This is a genomic window from Cytobacillus sp. QJM3NY_8, from assembly GCF_056173585.1.
Map to the genome: position 1 here is coordinate 144,669 of NZ_CM149681.1, position 19,180 is coordinate 163,848.

Sequence of the window (19,180 nt, forward strand, 5' to 3'; positions counted from 1 at the left end):
GAAACGAAATGGCGATTAAAAAGTATAAACCTACCTCTAATGGTCGTCGCGGCATGACGGTATCTGATTTCGCAGAAATCACGACTAACAAACCAGAAAAGTCTTTACTTGCTCCTGTTAAGAGAAAAGGCGGCCGTAACAACCAAGGTAAGTTGACAGTTCGTCATCAAGGCGGCGGTCATAAACGTCAATATCGTATCATCGATTTCAAACGTAACAAAGATGGCATTCCAGGACGCGTTGCCACAATCGAGTATGATCCAAACCGCTCTGCAAATATTGCACTAATTAACTATGTGGATGGAGAAAAGCGTTACATCCTTGCTCCTAAGAATTTACAAGTGGGCATGGAAGTAATGTCAGGTCCTGAAGCGGATATCAAAGTGGGTAATGCACTTCCACTAGCTAATATTCCAGTGGGTACTGTAATCCACAACATCGAATTAAAACCTGGTAAAGGCGGACAATTAGTACGTTCTGCTGGTACTTCTGCACAAGTTCTTGGTAAAGAAGGAAAGTATGTATTAGTTCGTTTGAACTCTGGTGAAGTTCGCATGATTCTTGCTGAGTGCCGCGCAACTGTAGGTCAGGTTGGCAACGAGCAGCACGAGCTTATTAACATTGGTAAAGCAGGTCGTTCACGCTGGTTAGGCAAGCGCCCAACTGTACGTGGATCTGTAATGAACCCTAACGATCACCCGCACGGTGGTGGTGAAGGACGTGCGCCAATCGGACGTAAGTCTCCAATGACTCCTTGGGGCAAACCAACACTTGGTTACAAGACACGCAAGAAAAACAACAAATCAGACAAATTTATCGTACGTCGTCGTAAAAAATAACGGGATTGTACTACGGTTCCAAATAAGAACCGTAGAGCAATCACGAAGGGAGGTTCAATCATGGGTCGCAGCTTAAAAAAAGGACCTTTTGTTGATGAACATTTAATGACAAAGATCGAAAAGCTTAACGAAACAGAAAGCAAGCAAGTTACTAAAACTTGGTCTCGCCGTTCTACGATCTTCCCACAATTCATCGGACACACAATCGCAGTTTATGATGGTCGTAAACATGTGCCTGTATACATCACTGAAGACATGGTAGGCCACAAGCTTGGAGAATTCGCTCCAACTCGTGCGTACAAAGGCCATGGCAATGATGATAAGAAAACAAGACGTTAATGAGAGGAGGGCATTCTAATGCAAGCTAAAGCTGTTGCAAGAACAGTTCGTATTGCTCCTCGTAAAGCTCGTTTAGTCGTAGATTTAATTCGAGGAAAGCAAGTAGGCGAAGCAGTAGCGATTTTGAACCTTACACCTAAAGCTGCTTCTCCAATCGTAGAGAAAGTTTTAAAATCTGCACTAGCTAACGCTGAGCACAACTACGAAATGGACGTTAACAATCTGGTAGTTGCTCAAGCATTCGTAGACGAAGGACCAACTTTAAAACGTTTCCGTCCTCGCGCTATGGGCCGTGCAAGCCAAATCAACAAGCGCACTAGTCATATTACTATCGTTTTATCAGAAAAGAAGGAGGGATAATCAGTGGGTCAAAAAGTAAATCCAGTCGGTTTGCGTGTCGGTGTCATCCGTGATTGGGAGTCAAAATGGTACGCAGGCAAAGACTATGCTGATCTTTTACACGAAGACCTTAAGGTTCGTGAGTACATCACAAAGCGTTTAAGCGATGCTTCTGTTTCTAAAGTAGAAATCGAACGTGCTGCTAATCGCCTGAACATCACTATCCACACTGCGAAACCAGGAATGGTTATCGGTAAAGGTGGTACTGAGGTTGAAGCACTTCGCAAGTCACTTAACTCATTAACTGGCAAGCGTGTTCATATCAACATTCTAGAAATTAAAAGAGCAGACATTGATGCGAAATTGGTTGCGGAAAACATTGCTCGTCAATTAGAAAACCGCGTATCTTTCCGTCGTGCTCAAAAACAAACTATTCAACGTGCAATGCGCGCTGGCGCTAAGGGTATCAAAACAATGGTATCTGGTCGTTTAGGCGGTGCTGATATCGCTCGTTCAGAATCATACAGCGAAGGAACAGTTCCACTTCATACTCTTCGTGCTGATATCGATTATGCTACAGCTGAAGCTGATACAACTTACGGTAAATTGGGCGTAAAAGTATGGATCTATCGTGGAGAGGTCCTTCCTACTAAGAAGAAAACTGGGGAAGGAGGCAAATAATATGTTATTGCCAAAGCGCGTTAAATATCGTCGTGTACACCGCGGAAAAATGCGTGGTCAATCAAAAGGCGGAACTGAAGTAAACTTCGGTGAATATGGTCTTCAAGCTCTTGAAGCTTCTTGGATCACTAACCGTCAAATTGAATCTGCACGTATCGCAATGACTCGTTACATGAAACGTGGCGGTAAGGTTTGGATTCAAATTTTCCCGCATAAGCCTTACACTGCAAAGCCTCTAGAAGTCCGCATGGGTTCCGGTAAAGGTGCTCCAGAAGGATGGGTTGCAGTTGTTAAGCCTGGTAAAGTAATGTTCGAAATCGCTGGTGTATCTGAAGAGATCGCTCGTGAAGCATTACGTCTTGCATCACACAAACTTCCAGTTAAGTGCAAGTTTGTAAAACGAGAAGAAATTGGTGGTGAATCAAATGAAAGCTAATGAAATTCGTGACCTTACCACTGCCGAAATTGAACAAAAAGTAAAATCATTAAAAGAAGAGCTTTTCAACCTTCGCTTTCAATTGGCGACTGGACAACTTGAAAACACAGCTCGCATTCGTGAAGTACGCAAAGCGATTGCCCGCATGAAAACTGTTATTCGTGAAAGAGAAATCGGCTTTAGCAAGTGATATTGAGAGGAGGTTCGCACAATGAGTGAACGCAACCAACGCAAAGTTTACACTGGACGCGTCGTTTCTGACAAAATGGATAAGACAGTAACGGTTCTTGTCGAAACTTACAAAAAGCATCCACTTTACGGTAAACGCGTTAAGTACTCTAAAAAGTTCAAAGCTCATGATGAGCAAAACCAAGCAAAAACTGGCGATATCGTTCGTATTATGGAAACTCGTCCACTATCTGCGACTAAACGCTTCCGTCTTGTAGAAGTAGTTGAAAAAGCAGTTATTATCTAATTGTTCGGAATAAGGTTTATCCCGAAGGGAGGTTACACACATGATTCAACAAGAATCACGTTTAAAAGTTGCTGACAACTCTGGTGCTCGTGAAGTACTTACAATTAAAGTTCTTGGTGGCTCTGGCCGCAAGACTGCTAACATCGGTGATGTTATCGTTTGTACAGTGAAACAAGCAACACCAGGTGGCGTTGTTAAAAAAGGTGATGTTGTTAAAGCGGTAGTTGTTCGTACTAAGAGCGGTGTACGCCGTAATGACGGTACTTACATTCGTTTCGATGAAAACGCATGTGTAATTATTCGTGATGACAAAGGACCACGCGGAACTCGTATCTTCGGACCAGTTGCCCGTGAACTACGTGAAAACAACTTCATGAAAATTGTATCTTTAGCTCCAGAAGTATTATAAATAACAAATTAAATTGCCTTTAAGGAGGTGCGCACAGATGCATGTGAAAAAAGGTGACAAAGTTATGGTCATCTCTGGTAAGGATAAAGGCAAAACGGGCGTTATTCTTGCAGCGTTCCCTAAACAAAGCCGAGTGCTTGTTGAAGGAGTTAACATTGTAAAGAAACACTCTAAGCCTTCTCAGATGAACCCGCAGGGCGGAATCATCAGCCAAGAGGCACCTGTTCATGTATCAAACGTTATGCCTGTCGATCCTAAATCTGGTGAACCAACTCGTGTAGGCTATAAAACGGTTGATGGCAAAAAAGTACGTGTTGCAAAAAAATCCGGTGAAGTTCTAGATAAATAGTTTAAAGAAGAAGGGAGGTACAATGGATGAACCGCCTAAAAGAAAAGCATTCAAAAGAAATTACTCCTGCTCTAATGAGCAAGTTTAACTATAAATCAGTTATGCAAGCACCTAAGCTTGAAAAAATCGTTATCAACATGGGTGTTGGTGACGCTGTTCAAAACGCTAAAGCACTAGATAAAGCTGTTGAGGAATTAACATTGATTACTGGTCAAAAGCCGGTTATCACTCGCGCTAAGAAATCTATCGCTGGCTTCCGTCTTCGTGAAGGTATGCCAATCGGTGCGAAAGTTACTCTTCGTGGAGAGCGCATGTATGAGTTCTTTGATAAGTTAGTATCTGTATCTCTTCCACGTGTACGTGACTTCCGCGGTATCTCTAAGAAGTCATTTGACGGCCGTGGTAACTATACTCTAGGTGTCAAAGAACAGTTGATCTTCCCTGAGATTGATTACGATAAAGTAAGCAAAGTTCGTGGTATGGATATCGTTATCGTAACTACAGCTAACACTGATGAAGAAGCTCGTGAACTTTTAACTCAATTTGGAATGCCATTCCAAAAGTAATCGCTAAATAGAGGGAGGCGAAAACGTGGCTAAAAAGTCAATGATTGCGAAGCAAAAACGCACGCCTAAACACAAGGTACAGGAGTACACTCGCTGCGAACGCTGCGGACGTCCACATTCTGTATACCGTAAATTTAAGCTTTGTCGTATTTGTTTCCGTGAATTAGCATATAAAGGACAAATTCCTGGCGTGAAAAAAGCTAGCTGGTAAACCCCAAGTATGGGAAGGAGGTAAAAACAATGGTCATGACAGATCCAATTGCAGACTTGCTAACTCGCATCCGTAATGCGAACATGGTTCGTCACGAAAAATTAGAAGTTCCTGCTTCTAACATCAAGAAGGAAATTGCTGAGATCTTAAAGCGTGAAGGTTTTGTACGTGATGTTGAGCTTATCGAGGATAACAAGCAAGGCATCATCCGCATTTTCTTAAAATACGGTTCAAACAACGAACGCGTTATCACTGGTCTTAAGCGTATCAGTAAGCCTGGTCTTCGTGTATACGCAAAGGCTGATGAAGTACCTCGCGTACTTAACGGTCTTGGAATCGCACTAGTTTCTACTTCTCAAGGAGTTCTTACAGACAAAGAAGCTCGCGCTAAACAAGTCGGCGGAGAAGTATTAGCATACGTTTGGTAATAGAGTTTTTCATGAATGGAGGTGCAATTAAATGTCTCGTATAGGTAAAAAACCAATCGAAATTCCATCTGGTGTTACTGTTACTATCGACAATAACACTGTTACTGTGAAGGGTCCTAAAGGTGAACTTTCCCGTTCATTCAACCAGGATATCGAAATCAAGGTGGAGGAGAACGTAATCAACGTTTCCCGTCCATCTGAAGCGAAAGAACACCGCGCATTGCACGGAACAACTCGCGCACTTCTAGCTAACATGGTTGAAGGTGTGTCAAAAGGATTCGAAAGAGGACTAGAGCTTATCGGTGTCGGTTACCGTGCTCAAAAACAAGGCAAAAAGCTTGTTTTAAACGTTGGTTACTCTCATCCTGTTGAAATCGAGCCTGAAGAAGGTATTGAAGTTGAAGTGCCATCTAACACAAAGATCATTGTTAAAGGTACTAGCAAAGAGCGTGTTGGTGCATTGGCTGCCAACATCCGTGATGTTCGTCCTCCAGAGCCTTACAAAGGTAAAGGTATCCGCTATGAAGGCGAATATGTTCGTCGTAAAGAAGGTAAAACTGGTAAGTAATGCCGCTTAGGTAAACGAAAGGAGTGACCGAAATGATTACGAAGGCTGATAAAAATGCAGTTCGTAAGAAAAGACATGCTCGTGTGCGTGCGAAACTTTCTGGAACTGCGGCTCGTCCTCGTTTAAATGTGTATCGTTCAAACAAGCACATTTATGCTCAACTTATTGATGATGTAAACGGAGTTACTGTAGCAAGTGCTTCTACACAAGATAAAGAAGTAAACCTTGATGCAACTGGCAACGTTGATGCAGCAGTTAAGGTCGGAGAATTAGTTGCAAAGCGCGCAGTCGAAAAAGGCGTTAAAGCTGTCGTTTTCGATCGTGGTGGCTATCTATATCATGGACGTGTTAAAGCATTAGCTGATGCAGCACGTGAAAATGGTTTAGAATTTTAATAGACAAAGGAGGGACACAAAAAGATGCGTCGTATTGATCCAAACAAACTTGAACTTGAAGAGCGCGTAGTTACGGTTAATCGTGTAGCAAAGGTTGTTAAAGGTGGACGTCGTTTTCGTTTCTCTGCTCTTGTAGTAGTAGGTGACAAAAACGGTCACGTTGGCTTTGGTACAGGTAAAGCACAGGAAGTTCCTGAAGCAATCCGCAAAGCTATTGAAGATGCTAAGAAAAACTTAGTCGAAGTACCTATGGTTGGAACTACAATTCCTCACCAGGTAATCGGTCACTTCGGTGCTGGAGAAATCCTTCTTAAGCCTGCTTCTGAAGGTACGGGAGTAATCGCCGGAGGTCCAGTTCGTGCGGTTCTAGAATTAGCTGGTGTTGGTGATATCTTATCTAAATCTTTAGGTACTAACACACCAATCAACATGGTTCGCGCCACTTTGAACGGTTTAACTCAATTAAAACGTGCTGAGGACGTAGCGAAATTACGTGGTAAATCAGTAGAAGAACTGTTAGGATAAGGAGGGATATCAAATGGCGAATAAACTAGAAGTAACCCTCACTCGCAGCGTGATTGGTCGCCCGCAAGACCAGCGCGAAACAGTTAAGGCTCTTGGCTTACGCAAAATGCACCAAACAGTTGAGCATCAAGATAATCCTGCTATCCGCGGAATGATCAACAAAGTTGCTCACCTTGTTGTGGTAAAAGAAAAATAATTCTATTCTTCTACAAATAAGGAGGTGCCAACATGAAACTTCATGAATTAAAGCCTGCAGAAGGTTCTCGTCAAGAACGCAAACGCAAAGGCCGTGGTATCGGTTCCGGTAATGGTAAAACTGCTGGTAAGGGTCATAAAGGTCAAAACGCTCGTTCTGGCGGCGGTGTCCGTCCTGGATTCGAGGGTGGTCAAACACCTTTATTCCAACGCTTGCCTAAGCGCGGTTTCACTAACATCAACCGTAAAGAATACGCGGTTGTGAACCTTGATGCTTTAAACCGTTTCGAAGATGGAGCAGAAGTAACTCCTGAGCTTCTTATCGAAACTGGAGTAGTAAGCAACGAAAAAGCAGGAATCAAGATTCTTGCAAAAGGCAAAGTTGAGAAAAAGCTTACAGTTAAAGCTCATAAATTCTCCTCTGCTGCAAAGGAAGCTATCGAAGCTGCCGGCGGTCAAACTGAGGTGATTTAATGTTTCAGACAATCTCCAATTTTATGCGTGTGGGTGATATAAGACGAAAGATTATTTTCACCCTTTTAATGCTGATCGTATTTCGCATCGGTACATTTATCCCTGTACCGGGCGTAAATGCAGATCTATTAAAAGCCCAGGATGAACTTAATGTATTCGGTGTTCTGAATACATTCGGCGGCGGGGCGCTCCTGAACTTCTCAATCCTTGCGATGGGCATCATGCCGTACATTACGGCATCCATCATTGTGCAGCTTCTGCAGATGGATGTTGTTCCTAAGTTTACGGAATGGTCTAAGCAGGGTGAGGTTGGACGCCGTAAGTTAGCTCAGTTTACCCGTTACTTTACTATCGTGCTTGGTTTTATCCAGGCTCTCGGTATGTCTTATGGGTTTAATAACCTAGCAGGCGGAATGCTGATTGAAAATCCGGGAATTACTTCTTATCTATTGATTGCTGTAGTATTGACTGCCGGAACTGCATTTCTAATGTGGCTTGGCGAGCAGATTACATCAAAAGGCGTAGGCAATGGTATTTCCATCATTATCTTTGCTGGTATCGCAGCTGGTATTCCTTCAACGGTTAACCAGATTTATGCTCAGCAGTTTGAAAATGCTGGAGAGCAGCTATTCCTTCGCATTGTGACAGTCGTGCTTATCCTGGTTGCAGTCATCGCTATTGTTGTGGGAACGATCTTTATCCAACAGGCATTAAGAAAAATTCCTATTCAATATGCTAAGCGCGTAACAGCAGGGAAAAATTCTGCTGGCGGACAATCAACTCATCTTCCGTTAAAAGTTAATGCAGCTGGTGTAATTCCAGTAATCTTTGCGATTTCTTTCATCATTACGCCAAGAACCATTGCAGGTTTCTTTGAGCAGAATGATGTGACGCTTTGGATTCAAAGAATATTTGACTACACGTCTCCAATCGGAATGGTCATTTATAGTGCATTAATCATTGCTTTTACTTATTTCTATGCTTTCATTCAGGTGAATCCGGAGCAAGTTGCGGAAAACCTGAAGAAGCAGGGCGGTTATATCCCGGGCATCCGTCCAGGAAATAACACGCAGGAATATTTGACTCGCGTCTTATATCGTTTAACATTGGTCGGTGCGCTCTTCCTGACGGTCATTTCTATCCTGCCGGTATTCTTCATTAATATCGCTGGATTACCTGAATCTGCGCAAATTGGAGGCACAAGTCTGCTAATCGTTGTCGGTGTTGCACTTGAAACGATGAAGCAGCTTGAAGCACAGCTGGTTAAGCGTCATTATAAAGGTTTCATTAAATAATTTGGGTGTAGGGAGCGTCTCGTTCCCTTATACCATTTAGAGACTAGGGGGAAATTGACGTGAATTTAGTTTTAATGGGGCTCCCTGGTGCCGGAAAAGGTACACAAGCCGAGAAGATCGTCCAAAAATACGGCATCCCTCATATCTCTACTGGAGATATGTTCCGTGCGGCTATTAAAGACGAAACGGACCTAGGCCTTAAAGCAAAATCATTCATGGATAAAGGCGAGCTTGTTCCTGATGAAGTAACAATCGGCATTGTCCGTGAACGTTTAAGCAAGGATGATTGTGAAAAAGGCTTTTTGCTGGATGGCTTCCCAAGAACGGTTGCCCAAGCAGATGCCCTTGAAAACATCCTTTCTGATTTAAACAAGAAAATTGATTATGTCATAAATATTGATGTTGATCAGAGCATTCTAATGGAACGTCTTACCGGACGCCGCATCTGTAAAGACTGCGGAGCTACTTATCACTTAGTATTCAATCCGCCAGCGAAGGACGGAGTGTGCGATCGCTGCGGCGGTGAGCTGTATCAGCGTGCTGATGATAATGAAGCTACTGTTCAGAATAGACTTGACGTTAATATTAAACAAACAAAACCGTTGCTTGATTTCTACGAAACGAAAGGTTATCTGCGCAATATTGATGGTCAGCAAGATATTAATAAAGTATTTTCTGATCTTGATGCTTTGCTCGGGGGCTTACAATGATCATTTGCAAAACCCCGCGTGAACTTGATATAATGCGTGAGGCCGGCAGGATCGTAGCACTTACACACCAGGAACTGAAGAAACATATTGTACCCGGAATCACAACCCGCGAATTAGATGATATTGCTGACCAGTTTATCCGTAAACACGATGCAATCCCGTCTTTTAAAGGGTATAATGGTTTCCGCGGCAGCATTTGTGCTTCAGTTAACGATGAACTTGTTCATGGGATCCCTGGTGATCGAGTTTTAAATAACGGTGATATAATCAGCATTGATATCGGTGCTAAATATAACGGTTATCATGGTGACTCAGCCTGGACTTATGCTATTGGCCAAATTGATGAGGAATCCGAGCGTCTGATGGATGTGACAGAGGAATCGTTATATAAGGGCCTTGAAGAAGCAAAACCGGGTGAGCGCTTGTCGAACATCTCCCATGCTATCCAAACGTATGCGGAATCTAATGGCTTTTCCATTGTACGCGAGTATGTCGGCCATGGTGTAGGGCAAGACTTACATGAGGATCCCCAAATTCCTCATTATGGACCGCCTAACAGAGGGCCGCGCTTAAAGCCGGGTATGGTACTTGCTATTGAACCTATGGTGAATGCAGGAAGTCGTTATGTTAAAACCTTAACCGATAACTGGACAGTTGTAACGGTTGACGGTAAAAGGTGTGCACATTTTGAGCACACAATAGCGATCACTGAAACCGGTTATGAAATATTAACAAAAGCCTAAGGTGCAGGTGATTCCATTGGTTGGTTCTGATACGAATCCGCAGCCTGGTCAAATTGTTTTGATCAAAAGCGGGCGCGATGCTGGTCAATATGCTATAATTATAAGGTTGATGGATGAAAGGTTTGTTATGCTTGCTGACGGCGGCAGGAAGAAATTCGATTGCCCGAAGAAAAAGAACATTCAGCATCTGCAATTGCTTAATTATATCTCTCCAGAAGTTCAGACCAGTCTCGAGGAGACCGGCCGTGTAACAAACGGAAAGTTGCGCTTTGCGCTTGCAAAGTATGTAAATGAATTCGTATATGATATGAAGAAGGGAGTATCGTTCAATGGCGAAAGACGATGTAATTGAAATAGAAGGCACAGTTGTTGATACTTTGCCAAATGCAATGTTTAAGGTAGAATTAGAAAATGGTCATACAGTGCTAGCTCATGTATCCGGTAAGATCCGTATGCACTTCATCCGCATTTTACCTGGAGATAAAGTAACAGTTGAGCTATCTCCATATGATTTAACACGCGGTAGAATCACATATCGTTTTAAATAATCATTGCACTCCGTACTATTAAGGAGGTTAGGATAATGAAAGTAAGACCATCAGTTAAACCAATCTGCGAAAAGTGTAAAGTTATCCGCAGACGTGGAAAAGTAATGGTTATCTGTGAAAACCCTAAACATAAACAAAAACAAGGTTAAATTGAAGGAGGTGCGCTTATACAATGGCACGTATTGCTGGTGTAGATGTTCCACGTGAAAAACGTGTAGTAATCTCATTAACTTATATCTTTGGTATTGGTAAATCTACAGCTCAAAAAGTTTTGGCTGAAGCTGGTGTTTCTGAAGACACTCGTGTTCGTGATCTTACAGAAGATGAACTTAACAAAATCCGTGACATCATTGACAAATTGAAAGTTGAAGGTGACCTTCGCCGTGAAGTATCACTTAACATCAAACGTCTAATGGAGATCGGAAGCTATCGCGGTCTACGTCATCGCCGTGGTTTACCGGTTCGCGGACAAAACACAAAAAACAACGCTCGTACTCGCAAAGGTCCTCGTAAGACTGTTGCGAACAAGAAGAAATAATCGGTAAAGGAGGTACTTTAAATGGCTCGTAAAACTAATACACGTAAGCGTCGTGTGAAAAAGAATATTGAACAAGGTATTGCACATATCCGTTCTACTTTCAATAACACAATCGTAACTATCACTGATGTTCATGGAAATGCTGTTTCCTGGTCAAGTGCTGGAGCTCTTGGATTCAAAGGTTCTCGTAAATCTACTCCATTCGCAGCGCAAATGGCAGCTGAAACTGCAGCTAAAACTTCTCAGGAACACGGTATGAAATCTCTTGAAGTAACTGTTAAAGGACCTGGTGCAGGACGTGAAGCTGCTATCCGTGCTCTTCAAGCTGCTGGTCTAGAAGTTACTGCTATCAGAGACGTAACTCCAGTTCCTCATAACGGATGTCGTCCACCAAAACGCCGCCGTGTATAATTTTTCTGTATAGATTTTGTATCCTTGTCTATAATGGGATATGATACTAATTTTTTAGTTATACAGAACAATTATTCCAGTTGTTGTGCACAAAACGGGAACGTATACATGGGGGAATTTCGGTTAGAGATTGCTAGCCGGGGTTTCGACGTTTTGAAGGAGGGTATATTTTGATGATCGAAATAGAAAAACCAAAAATCGAAACGGTTGAGATCAGCGATGATGCCAAGTACGGCAAGTTCGTCGTCGAGCCACTTGAGCGTGGATATGGTACAACTTTGGGTAACTCCTTACGTCGTATCCTTTTATCCTCACTCCCAGGTGCCGCTGTCACATCGATCCAAATTGATGGGGTACTTCATGAGTTCTCAACAATTGAAGGCGTCGTAGAAGATGTAACATCTATCATTTTAAACATTAAAAAACTAGCACTTAAAATCTACTCTGATGAAGAAAAAACATTGGAAATCGATGTTCAGGGTGAAGGTGTAGTGAAGGCAGCTGACGTAACTCATGACAGCGATGTTGAAATCCTTAATCCGGATCTTCATATTGCTACTCTAGGTTCAAATGCCCACCTGCGCATGCGTTTAACTGCAAGACGCGGACGAGGGTATACACCAGCTGACCAAAACAAGAGAGAAGATCAGCCAATCGGTGTGATTCCGATCGATTCCATCTACACTCCAGTATCTCGCATTTCTTATCAGGTAGAGAATACACGTGTGGGTCAAATGACTAACTATGATAAGTTAACATTCGATGTTTGGACTGACGGAAGTACAGGTCCTCAAGATGCGGTTGCACTTGGAGCGAAGATCTTAACTGAGCATTTGAATATCTTTGTCGGTTTAACTGATGAAGCTCAAAATGCCGAAATCATGGTTGAAAAAGAAGAAGACCAAAAAGAGAAAGTACTTGAGATGACAATTGAAGAACTTGATTTATCTGTACGTTCTTACAACTGCTTAAAGCGTGCTGGCATCAATACTGTTCAGGAATTAGCCAATAAGACTGAAGAGGATATGATGAAGGTCCGTAATCTGGGCAGAAAGTCACTTGAGGAAGTAAAACATAAATTAGAAGATCTTGGACTGGGCTTACGCAAAGACGATTGATTGATGTAAATTGATTCATCATCTTTATATGTTTGCTTTCAGCAGATTGAATGACTTCAACAAAGGAGGGAAACTTTCATGGGATACAGAAAGTTAGGACGCACTAGCTCACAACGTAAAGCTATGCTGCGTGACTTAGCAACAGATCTAATCATCAATGAGCGCATCGAAACAACTGAAGCTCGTGCAAAAGAACTTCGTTCAGTTGTTGAGAAAATGATCACTCTTGGAAAGCGCGGCGACTTGCATGCACGCCGTCAAGCAGCTGCTTTTGTTCGCAATGAGGTAGCTAACGCTGAAACTGACCAGGATGCAGTTCAAAAATTATTCAGCGACATCGCAACTCGTTATGAAGAGCGCCAAGGCGGATACACTCGTATTATGAAACTTGGACCTCGTCGTGGAGACGGTGCGCCAATGGTAATCATCGAGTTAGTATAATTTTTTAAGGAAAGGGCGCGGGACGGTTTCATTGAACTTGTTCTTTGCCCTTTTTCTATAAAAGCGGCTGTTTCCTTAATATGTTAGGAACGCCTATTTCAGGCCAAAAACGAGCGTTACGATGAGCATGTACAGCTATTATACAGGGATGGATGACCAATAGATTCCCCATTACCTGGTACACTGTCTTGTCTAGCTCATGCACCTCTTCCGGAAAGAAGATTTGCGCCCGGCAGTTTACTGCCTGACGGAAAGAGGTGCAGGCTTTTTTAAATTTAGTATGTTCATAAACCATAAGGAAATCGAGGTCTCTGAACAGTCATACTATAGCAAGAACCAACCACCATACTGCGTCAGTATGAGCTTTTAATAGGGAGGCATAATAGGCATCCAATAAGCTTAGATAGCAGAAATCCAGATTTTCTTGTGTATTACAAGTGTGGGAGAATGGTATCATTCAACGCTTGCTATCCGGTAACATAACCTATTATCGAACTATTTAAAGCTCGCCAAAAATGGCGGGTTTTTTCATTAGGATAAAAATATTAGAGCAGAGCTGAAATAGAGAAGCAGAGCTGAGAGGAGGACTTCACATGAACGAGCCGCTGGTAGAATTGAAAAATGTTTCGTTTAAATACGATGCAGAGGCTGGATATGCGCTGCACAATGTCTCTTTCAATATATGGAAAGGGGAATGGCTTGCTATTGTTGGCCATAATGGTTCCGGGAAATCAACACTAGCCAAACTTCTGAATGGCCTGCACTTTCCTCTGGAAGGCAGTATTACAGTAGGAGGAATTCCATTGACCGAAGAGACAGTCTGGGAAACCAGAAAGAAGATCGGCATGGTTTTTCAGAATCCGGATAACCAGTTTGTCGGAACGACCGTACAGGATGATGTGGCTTTTGGTTTAGAAAACCATGGAATTGAAAGAAATGACATGGTTCAGCGTGTTGCGCAATCACTGGAGAAAGTCAAAATGGAACAATTTCTTAATCAAGAGCCGCACCATCTTTCTGGCGGCCAGAAACAAAGGGTGGCCATTGCCGGCGTCATCGCCCTAAGGCCGGACATTATAATTCTGGACGAGTCAACCTCCATGCTTGATCCACGAGGGCGTGAAGAGGTGCTTGAAACCGTCAGAGAGCTGAAGCAGGACTATCATATGACAGTCATCTCCATCACACATGATTTGGAGGAAGCTGCAAAGGCTGATCGCATCGTGGTTATGAACAGAGGACAGTTATATCGGGAAGGCACACCTGAGGAAATCTTTCAAATGGATGAAGAGCTTGTAAAGCTGGGCCTGGATATTCCTTTTCCTGTGAAGCTAAGCAAGATATTAAGAGAAAAAGGCTTGCCGTTATCAAGGCATTATTTATCTGAAGAAGAGTTGGTGGAAGAATTATGGACATCTCACTCCAAAATGTAGAATACCGGTATCAGGTCAATACGCCATTTGAACGCCTCGCGATAAAGGATGTTTCCATTGATATTCCATCAGGCACGTTTCTGGCAATTATCGGTCATACGGGATCAGGCAAATCGACTGTCCTCCAGCATTTAAATGCCCTGCTTAAACCGACAGAAGGCCAGGTAGTGATTGGAGAGCGTCTGATCACCTCGCATAAGAAACAAAAAAACCTGAAGGAAATCCGCCAAAGGGTCGGCATCGTGTTTCAATTTCCTGAGCATCAGCTGTTTGAGGAAACGGTCGAGAAAGATATATGCTTTGGTCCGATGAACTTCGGAGTGTCAGAAGAGGAAGCCAAAAAAAGAGCAAGAGCAGCCATAAGCCAGGTTGGCCTGCCGGAGGAAATTTTACACAAGTCCCCATTTGACCTGTCAGGCGGCCAAATGAGACGGGTGGCGATAGCCGGAGTACTGGCAATGGAGCCTGATGTCATTGTCCTGGATGAGCCTACTGCAGGGCTTGACCCGCGGGGAAGAAAAGAAATCATGGATATGTTCTACAGCCTGCATGGTACAAGAGGGCTATCGACAGTGCTCGTGACACATAGCATGGAGGACGCCTCCCGCTATGCTGATCAGATTGTCATCATGCACAACGGTGAAGTGTACAGAAAGGGAACGCCTAAAGAAATCTTTTCTTCTCCGGAAGGCTTGCTTAAGCTTGGCCTCGATGTTCCGGAGGTTGTCCGTTTTCAGCTGAAAATGGAAGAATCACTTAACATCCGTTTATCTAAGACATGTCTGACCATGGATGAGCTGACGGATGAGATTGCTGCTGCGATGAAAAGGGGGACGCCAAAATGATGGATAAAATGATCTTTGGGCGCTATGTTCCGGCAGAGTCTGTCCTGCACAGGATGGATCCCCGTTCTAAGCTAGTCCTTATTTTCTTATTCGTGTGCATTGTCTTCCTGGCAAATAATATGCTGACATACGGCTTACTTACGGTTTACACCTTTTTGATGATTGCTTTATCGAAGGTTCCGATCCGGTTTATCTATACAGGGTTAAAGCCGGTCCTTCTGCTTGTTATTTTTACATTATTCCTCCACTTGTTTTTGACAAAAGAGGGTGAAGTCCTCTTCCGTTTTGGATGGATTACAATCTATGAAGAAGGTTTGAGACAGGGGATTTTCATATCATTGCGCTTCTTCCTGCTCATTCTGATGACTTCCATTCTGACTTTGACAACGACTCCGATTGAAATAACGGATGGTCTGGAAAGCCTGCTGGCTCCATTGAATAAAATCAAGTTTCCGGTGCATGAACTGGCATTAATGATGTCGATTTCTCTTCGCTTTATCCCGACACTTATGCAGGAAACGGATAAAATCATGAAAGCTCAGACAGCCAGGGGAGTCGATTTTTCAAGCGGCCCGATTAAAGAACGTATCAAAGCCATTATTCCTCTCTTAATCCCTTTGTTTGTCAGTTCGTTCAAACGGGCTGAGGAGCTTGCTGTAGCGATGGAGTCACGCGGCTATAGAGGCGGGGAAGGCAGAACGAAATACAGGCAGCTTAACTGGGGTCTGAAGGATACGGCAATGCTGGCAATGCTTGCAGCCCTGACTCTGGTGTTAATCCTGCTGAGGACGTAATGAGGTGACCCTATGCAAAGATTTAAATGTAATATAACGTATGACGGCACCCATTTTGCAGGCTATCAGGTGCAGCCTGGCAAGCGGACTGTTCAAGGAGAGCTGGAGAGGGCCTTAAAGAAGCTTCATAAAGGAGAAGACATCAAGGTCACAGCCTCAGGCAGAACCGATGCGGGTGTCCATGCAAGGGGCCAGGTGATCCATTTCGATTCCCCTTTGAATATTCCTATTGGAAAATGGGAAATCGCCCTTAATTCCCTGCTGCCGGATGAGGTGGCCATAGTGGGGGCTGAGACAGTGCCTGATGACTTTCATGTCCGTTTTGATGCGAAAGGGAAGGAATATCGGTACTTCGTGCATCGCTCATCCAGGAGAGACCCTTTTAAACGACATTATGCCTATCATTACCCCTATCCCTTAAATACGGATGCAATCAAACAAGCGGCTGCGGATTTAATAGGGACACATGATTTTACAAGCTTCTGCTCCGCTAAGACGGAAGTGGAGGATAAGGTCAGGGAACTACAGGAGATAGAGGTGCAGGAAAAAGAGGATATGCTCATCTTCCGCTTTAGAGGCACCGGATTCTTATATAATATGGTCCGCATCCTGGCCGGCACACTACTTGAAGTTGGCTCAGGGGAAAGAGACCCCGATTCCATGCCTTCTGTTCTTAAAGAAAAAAACAGATCAGCTGCAGGGAAAACAGCGCCTCCTCAAGGTTTATATTTGTGGAAAGTTTTTTATTAAAATTTTGGAAAAAACAATTGAAGAACCGCGAGGGCGCGTTGTAAAGCCAAACTCATATAAAAAAAGAGTTTAAAACAACTAAACCAGGTGTAACATTCGCTTGACATTGGACTGTCAAAGTTATATTATAGCATATGGTATTATTATTAAAACCACGATAAGCCCCGGAACTTATTGTGTCGAATAGATAAACCAAAAAAATGATTATGAATGGAATTATTAGGAGGGAAACTGATGCGTACAACGTTTATGGCGAATTCAAACAATATCGAACGTAAATGGTACGTGATTGATGCTGAAGGCAAAACTCTTGGTCGTCTTGCTAGTGAAGTTGCATCAATTCTACGTGGTAAACATAAACCAACTTATACACCACATGTTGATACTGGTGATCATGTAATTCTTATCAATGCTTCAAAAATCGAACTTACTGGGAAAAAGCTTACTGACAAGATCTACTATCGTCACAGCATGCACCCAGGCGGTCTAAAAACAAGAACTGCTCTTGAAATGCGTACAAACTACCCTGAGAGAATGCTTGAGCTTGCAATCAAAGGCATGCTTCCAAAGAACTCTCTTGGTCGTCAAATGTTCAAGAAATTACACGTATATGCTGGTAGCGAACATAAGCACCAAGCACAACAACCTGAAGTTTACGAACTTCGTGGATAATTTTTAGGGAGGTTATTAACTTGGCACAGGTTCAATATATTGGTACTGGTCGTCGTAAGAGCTCCGTTGCACGTGTTCGTTTAGTTCCAGGCGACGGTAAAATCATCATCAATGGTCGTGAAATCACAGATTACATTCCTTTTGCAGCTTTACGTGAAGTTGTAAAACAGCCGCTTGTAGCTACTGAAACTGTTAACAGCTACGACATTCTTGTAAATGTAAACGGCGGTGGATACACTGGTCAAGCTGGCGCAATCCGCCACGGCATCGCTCGTGCATTGCTTCAAGCAGATCCAGAATTCCGTCCAACATTAAAGCGCGCAGGACTATTAACTCGTGACGCACGTATGAAAGAGCGTAAGAAATACGGTCTTAAAGGTGCTCGTCGTGCTCCTCAGTTCTCAAAGCGTTAATATTTGCTTATCAAAGCTCTCAGCCATTTTGGCTGGGAGTTTTTTTATTTCTTATTTTATTTATTTGCAGCTTTTTTATTCGGCACAGCTCAGCCAGTTGGCCAGGCTTTGTGTTTGTGCACTTTTAAGAAATGGGAAAATATATTTTTGCAAATATGGGCCTGAGAGGGGATTATTCACGCTGAGGGAGCCTCAGCGAATCTTAGGCAGCATATGTTAGCGTTTTCATTCACTATCTCGCCCATATCCTCCCGTCTTTCCCTAATACCCTTGAATATGTATTTAAGCATGTTACGATAGATAACGTTGATAAAATACGAACGGTTATACGAACAGTTTGTTCATTTAAAGGAGGATGTCCATGTTAGCCAATAAAACAATTGCTTTTTTAGGAGCAGGGTCAATGGCTGAATCAATGATCTCGGGAGTGATGACAGCTGGGGAAATATCACCCGATCGAGTATTTGTAACGAATAGGAGCAATGCAGACAGACTGGAAGAGATTCATGATAAGTACGGTGTGAGTGCGATGCCCCAAAGCGAGCTTCCATTTGAGGAGATTGATTTATTCATTTTAGCCATGAAACCAAAAGGTGCAGAGGAAGCTCTGCGTTCGATTAAAGATAAATTAAATCCCGGCCAGGTAATTCTTTCTGTTTTGGCAGGCATTACAACTGAGTTCATGGAAGACCATTTAAATCCGGGACAGCAGGTTGTGCGTGTGATGCCAAATACTTCGAGCATGATTCAGGAATCTGCGACGGCTGTCGTGGCAGGCAAGAATACCAGCATGGCCAATGTAGAATTGGTTAAGGAATTGCTGGAATGCATGGGGGAAGTGTATATCATTGATGAAGACCAGATGGATGTTTTTACGGGATTAGCCGGAAGCGGTCCTGCTTACTTCTATTATCTGATGGAAAATATGGAGCGGGTAGGGGTGCAAAAAGGCATGGATGAAGAGACTGTACGAAAAATTGTCGCCCAGACGATTTTTGGAGCAGCTAAGATGGTGCTTGAAAAGGATGAAGCTCCAACTTCTCTTAGAGAGAAAGTGACCTCGCCAAATGGCACAACTGCTTCAGGGCTCGAAGCTTTAAGGAGATACAATGGAGGAGAAGCTATCACACAGGCAGTGGAGCATGCCGCCAAACGTTCAAAGGAGATCAGCGAAGAATTGGAAGGCGCCCTTGTCACTTCCTAAGGGAAATGGGATTTATAAGTTCACAGGAGGTATTGG

General features: G+C 43.2%; 34 protein-coding genes. All 34 read left to right on the forward strand.

The genetic code is table 11. From position 1 onward, the window contains the following. Positions 1–8: 8 nt before the first annotated feature. The 34 genes from rplB (at position 9) to proC (ending at position 19,144) form a co-directional block, all read left to right on the forward strand. Positions 9–839, forward strand: coding sequence for a 50S ribosomal protein L2 (rplB, locus tag AC0VZ9_RS00730; RefSeq protein ID WP_009336578.1), 831 nt, complete (start codon positions 9–11; stop codon positions 837–839). 60 nt (positions 840–899) lie between these two features. Next, the gene (gene rpsS, locus AC0VZ9_RS00735) at positions 900–1,178 is read left to right on the forward strand and encodes a 30S ribosomal protein S19 (protein ID WP_009336580.1); all 279 of its coding nucleotides are present in this window, start codon (positions 900–902) and stop codon (positions 1,176–1,178) included. An 18-nt stretch (positions 1,179–1,196) separates the two neighbouring features. Further along, entirely contained in the window at positions 1,197–1,538 is a 342-nt protein-coding gene (gene rplV / locus AC0VZ9_RS00740; protein WP_009336582.1) for a 50S ribosomal protein L22, read from the forward strand. A 3-nt stretch (positions 1,539–1,541) separates the two neighbouring features. Further along, positions 1,542–2,198 (forward strand): 30S ribosomal protein S3, encoded by a 657-nt coding sequence (rpsC, locus tag AC0VZ9_RS00745; protein WP_009336585.1) that lies wholly within the window; start codon positions 1,542–1,544, stop codon positions 2,196–2,198. A 1-nt stretch (position 2,199) separates the two neighbouring features. Then, on the forward strand, positions 2,200–2,634 hold the full coding sequence (gene rplP / locus AC0VZ9_RS00750) for a 50S ribosomal protein L16 (RefSeq protein WP_009336587.1): 435 nt from the start codon (positions 2,200–2,202) through the stop codon (positions 2,632–2,634). Then, positions 2,624–2,824, forward strand: coding sequence for a 50S ribosomal protein L29 (rpmC, locus tag AC0VZ9_RS00755; protein ID WP_009336588.1), 201 nt, complete (start codon positions 2,624–2,626; stop codon positions 2,822–2,824). Before rplP ends, rpmC begins: the two co-directional genes overlap by 11 nt. A gap of 21 nt (positions 2,825–2,845) precedes the next feature. Beyond that, entirely contained in the window at positions 2,846–3,109 is a 264-nt protein-coding gene (gene rpsQ, locus AC0VZ9_RS00760; protein ID WP_009336589.1) for a 30S ribosomal protein S17, read from the forward strand. Positions 3,110–3,149: 40 nt separating this feature from the next. After that, on the forward strand, positions 3,150–3,518 hold the full coding sequence (rplN, locus tag AC0VZ9_RS00765) for a 50S ribosomal protein L14 (RefSeq protein ID WP_009336590.1): 369 nt from the start codon (positions 3,150–3,152) through the stop codon (positions 3,516–3,518). Between the two features lie 37 nt (positions 3,519–3,555). Beyond that, on the forward strand, positions 3,556–3,867 hold the full coding sequence (gene rplX, locus AC0VZ9_RS00770) for a 50S ribosomal protein L24 (RefSeq protein ID WP_009336591.1): 312 nt from the start codon (positions 3,556–3,558) through the stop codon (positions 3,865–3,867). A 26-nt stretch (positions 3,868–3,893) separates the two neighbouring features. Beyond that, positions 3,894–4,433, forward strand: coding sequence for a 50S ribosomal protein L5 (gene rplE, locus AC0VZ9_RS00775; RefSeq protein WP_009336592.1), 540 nt, complete (start codon positions 3,894–3,896; stop codon positions 4,431–4,433). 25 nt (positions 4,434–4,458) lie between these two features. Next, positions 4,459–4,644 carry a 30S ribosomal protein S14 gene (gene rpsN / locus AC0VZ9_RS00780; RefSeq protein ID WP_009336593.1) on the forward strand — a complete coding sequence of 62 codons (186 nt, stop codon included), beginning with the start codon at positions 4,459–4,461 and terminating at the stop codon, positions 4,642–4,644. Positions 4,645–4,673: 29 nt separating this feature from the next. After that, a complete protein-coding gene (gene rpsH / locus AC0VZ9_RS00785) occupies positions 4,674–5,072 on the forward strand; it encodes a 30S ribosomal protein S8 (RefSeq protein ID WP_009336594.1) in 399 nt (132 codons plus the stop codon). 31 nt (positions 5,073–5,103) lie between these two features. Beyond that, a complete protein-coding gene (gene rplF, locus AC0VZ9_RS00790; RefSeq protein ID WP_009336595.1) occupies positions 5,104–5,640 on the forward strand; it encodes a 50S ribosomal protein L6 in 537 nt (178 codons plus the stop codon). 32 nt (positions 5,641–5,672) lie between these two features. Continuing rightward, positions 5,673–6,035, forward strand: a complete 363-nt coding sequence (gene rplR / locus AC0VZ9_RS00795) for a 50S ribosomal protein L18 (protein ID WP_009336596.1) — start codon at positions 5,673–5,675, stop codon at positions 6,033–6,035. 24 nt (positions 6,036–6,059) lie between these two features. Then, entirely contained in the window at positions 6,060–6,560 is a 501-nt protein-coding gene (gene rpsE, locus AC0VZ9_RS00800) for a 30S ribosomal protein S5 (protein WP_009336597.1), read from the forward strand. A gap of 13 nt (positions 6,561–6,573) precedes the next feature. Next, positions 6,574–6,756, forward strand: a complete 183-nt coding sequence (gene rpmD, locus AC0VZ9_RS00805; protein WP_009336598.1) for a 50S ribosomal protein L30 — start codon at positions 6,574–6,576, stop codon at positions 6,754–6,756. Between the two features lie 32 nt (positions 6,757–6,788). Beyond that, positions 6,789–7,229, forward strand: a complete 441-nt coding sequence (gene rplO / locus AC0VZ9_RS00810; protein WP_009336599.1) for a 50S ribosomal protein L15 — start codon at positions 6,789–6,791, stop codon at positions 7,227–7,229. Continuing rightward, on the forward strand, positions 7,229–8,524 hold the full coding sequence (secY, locus tag AC0VZ9_RS00815) for a preprotein translocase subunit SecY (protein ID WP_009336600.1): 1,296 nt from the start codon (positions 7,229–7,231) through the stop codon (positions 8,522–8,524). Before rplO ends, secY begins: the two co-directional genes overlap by 1 nt. A 59-nt stretch (positions 8,525–8,583) precedes the next feature. Then, a complete protein-coding gene (locus AC0VZ9_RS00820; RefSeq protein ID WP_009336601.1) occupies positions 8,584–9,234 on the forward strand; it encodes an adenylate kinase in 651 nt (216 codons plus the stop codon). Further along, complete coding sequence (gene map / locus AC0VZ9_RS00825) at positions 9,231–9,977, forward strand: type I methionyl aminopeptidase (RefSeq protein WP_009336602.1); 747 nt, start codon at positions 9,231–9,233, stop codon at positions 9,975–9,977. Before AC0VZ9_RS00820 ends, map begins: the two co-directional genes overlap by 4 nt. Before the next feature lie 16 nt (positions 9,978–9,993). Then, the gene (locus AC0VZ9_RS00830; protein WP_009336603.1) at positions 9,994–10,329 is read left to right on the forward strand and encodes a KOW domain-containing RNA-binding protein; all 336 of its coding nucleotides are present in this window, start codon (positions 9,994–9,996) and stop codon (positions 10,327–10,329) included. Continuing rightward, a complete protein-coding gene (infA, locus tag AC0VZ9_RS00835; RefSeq protein ID WP_009336604.1) occupies positions 10,307–10,525 on the forward strand; it encodes a translation initiation factor IF-1 in 219 nt (72 codons plus the stop codon). The genes AC0VZ9_RS00830 and infA overlap by 23 nt, the downstream gene beginning before the upstream one ends. Before the next feature lie 35 nt (positions 10,526–10,560). Next, a complete protein-coding gene (gene rpmJ, locus AC0VZ9_RS00840) occupies positions 10,561–10,674 on the forward strand; it encodes a 50S ribosomal protein L36 (protein ID WP_000868344.1) in 114 nt (37 codons plus the stop codon). A 23-nt stretch (positions 10,675–10,697) separates the two neighbouring features. Further along, the gene (gene rpsM, locus AC0VZ9_RS00845) at positions 10,698–11,063 is read left to right on the forward strand and encodes a 30S ribosomal protein S13 (protein WP_009336605.1); all 366 of its coding nucleotides are present in this window, start codon (positions 10,698–10,700) and stop codon (positions 11,061–11,063) included. 21 nt (positions 11,064–11,084) lie between these two features. Further along, positions 11,085–11,474, forward strand: coding sequence for a 30S ribosomal protein S11 (gene rpsK / locus AC0VZ9_RS00850; protein ID WP_009336606.1), 390 nt, complete (start codon positions 11,085–11,087; stop codon positions 11,472–11,474). 173 nt (positions 11,475–11,647) lie between these two features. Next, positions 11,648–12,592, forward strand: coding sequence for a DNA-directed RNA polymerase subunit alpha (locus tag AC0VZ9_RS00855; RefSeq protein WP_009336607.1), 945 nt, complete (start codon positions 11,648–11,650; stop codon positions 12,590–12,592). 78 nt (positions 12,593–12,670) lie between these two features. Next, positions 12,671–13,033 carry a 50S ribosomal protein L17 gene (gene rplQ, locus AC0VZ9_RS00860; protein ID WP_009336608.1) on the forward strand — a complete coding sequence of 121 codons (363 nt, stop codon included), beginning with the start codon at positions 12,671–12,673 and terminating at the stop codon, positions 13,031–13,033. A gap of 593 nt (positions 13,034–13,626) precedes the next feature. After that, positions 13,627–14,466 carry an energy-coupling factor ABC transporter ATP-binding protein gene (locus AC0VZ9_RS00865; protein WP_071157961.1) on the forward strand — a complete coding sequence of 280 codons (840 nt, stop codon included), beginning with the start codon at positions 13,627–13,629 and terminating at the stop codon, positions 14,464–14,466. Beyond that, a complete protein-coding gene (locus AC0VZ9_RS00870; RefSeq protein WP_071157959.1) occupies positions 14,442–15,311 on the forward strand; it encodes an energy-coupling factor ABC transporter ATP-binding protein in 870 nt (289 codons plus the stop codon). The genes AC0VZ9_RS00865 and AC0VZ9_RS00870 overlap by 25 nt, the downstream gene beginning before the upstream one ends. After that, positions 15,308–16,105, forward strand: a complete 798-nt coding sequence (locus AC0VZ9_RS00875; protein ID WP_009336611.1) for an energy-coupling factor transporter transmembrane component T family protein — start codon at positions 15,308–15,310, stop codon at positions 16,103–16,105. Before AC0VZ9_RS00870 ends, AC0VZ9_RS00875 begins: the two co-directional genes overlap by 4 nt. 12 nt (positions 16,106–16,117) lie before the next feature. Continuing rightward, positions 16,118–16,855 carry a tRNA pseudouridine(38-40) synthase TruA gene (gene truA, locus AC0VZ9_RS00880; protein ID WP_019382786.1) on the forward strand — a complete coding sequence of 246 codons (738 nt, stop codon included), beginning with the start codon at positions 16,118–16,120 and terminating at the stop codon, positions 16,853–16,855. A gap of 234 nt (positions 16,856–17,089) precedes the next feature. Continuing rightward, complete coding sequence (gene rplM / locus AC0VZ9_RS00885) at positions 17,090–17,527, forward strand: 50S ribosomal protein L13 (protein ID WP_009336613.1); 438 nt, start codon at positions 17,090–17,092, stop codon at positions 17,525–17,527. Between the two features lie 20 nt (positions 17,528–17,547). After that, positions 17,548–17,940 (forward strand): 30S ribosomal protein S9, encoded by a 393-nt coding sequence (rpsI, locus tag AC0VZ9_RS00890; RefSeq protein WP_009336614.1) that lies wholly within the window; start codon positions 17,548–17,550, stop codon positions 17,938–17,940. 361 nt (positions 17,941–18,301) lie between these two features. Then, on the forward strand, positions 18,302–19,144 hold the full coding sequence (gene proC / locus AC0VZ9_RS00895; protein WP_019382788.1) for a pyrroline-5-carboxylate reductase: 843 nt from the start codon (positions 18,302–18,304) through the stop codon (positions 19,142–19,144). Positions 19,145–19,180 lie beyond the last annotated feature (36 nt).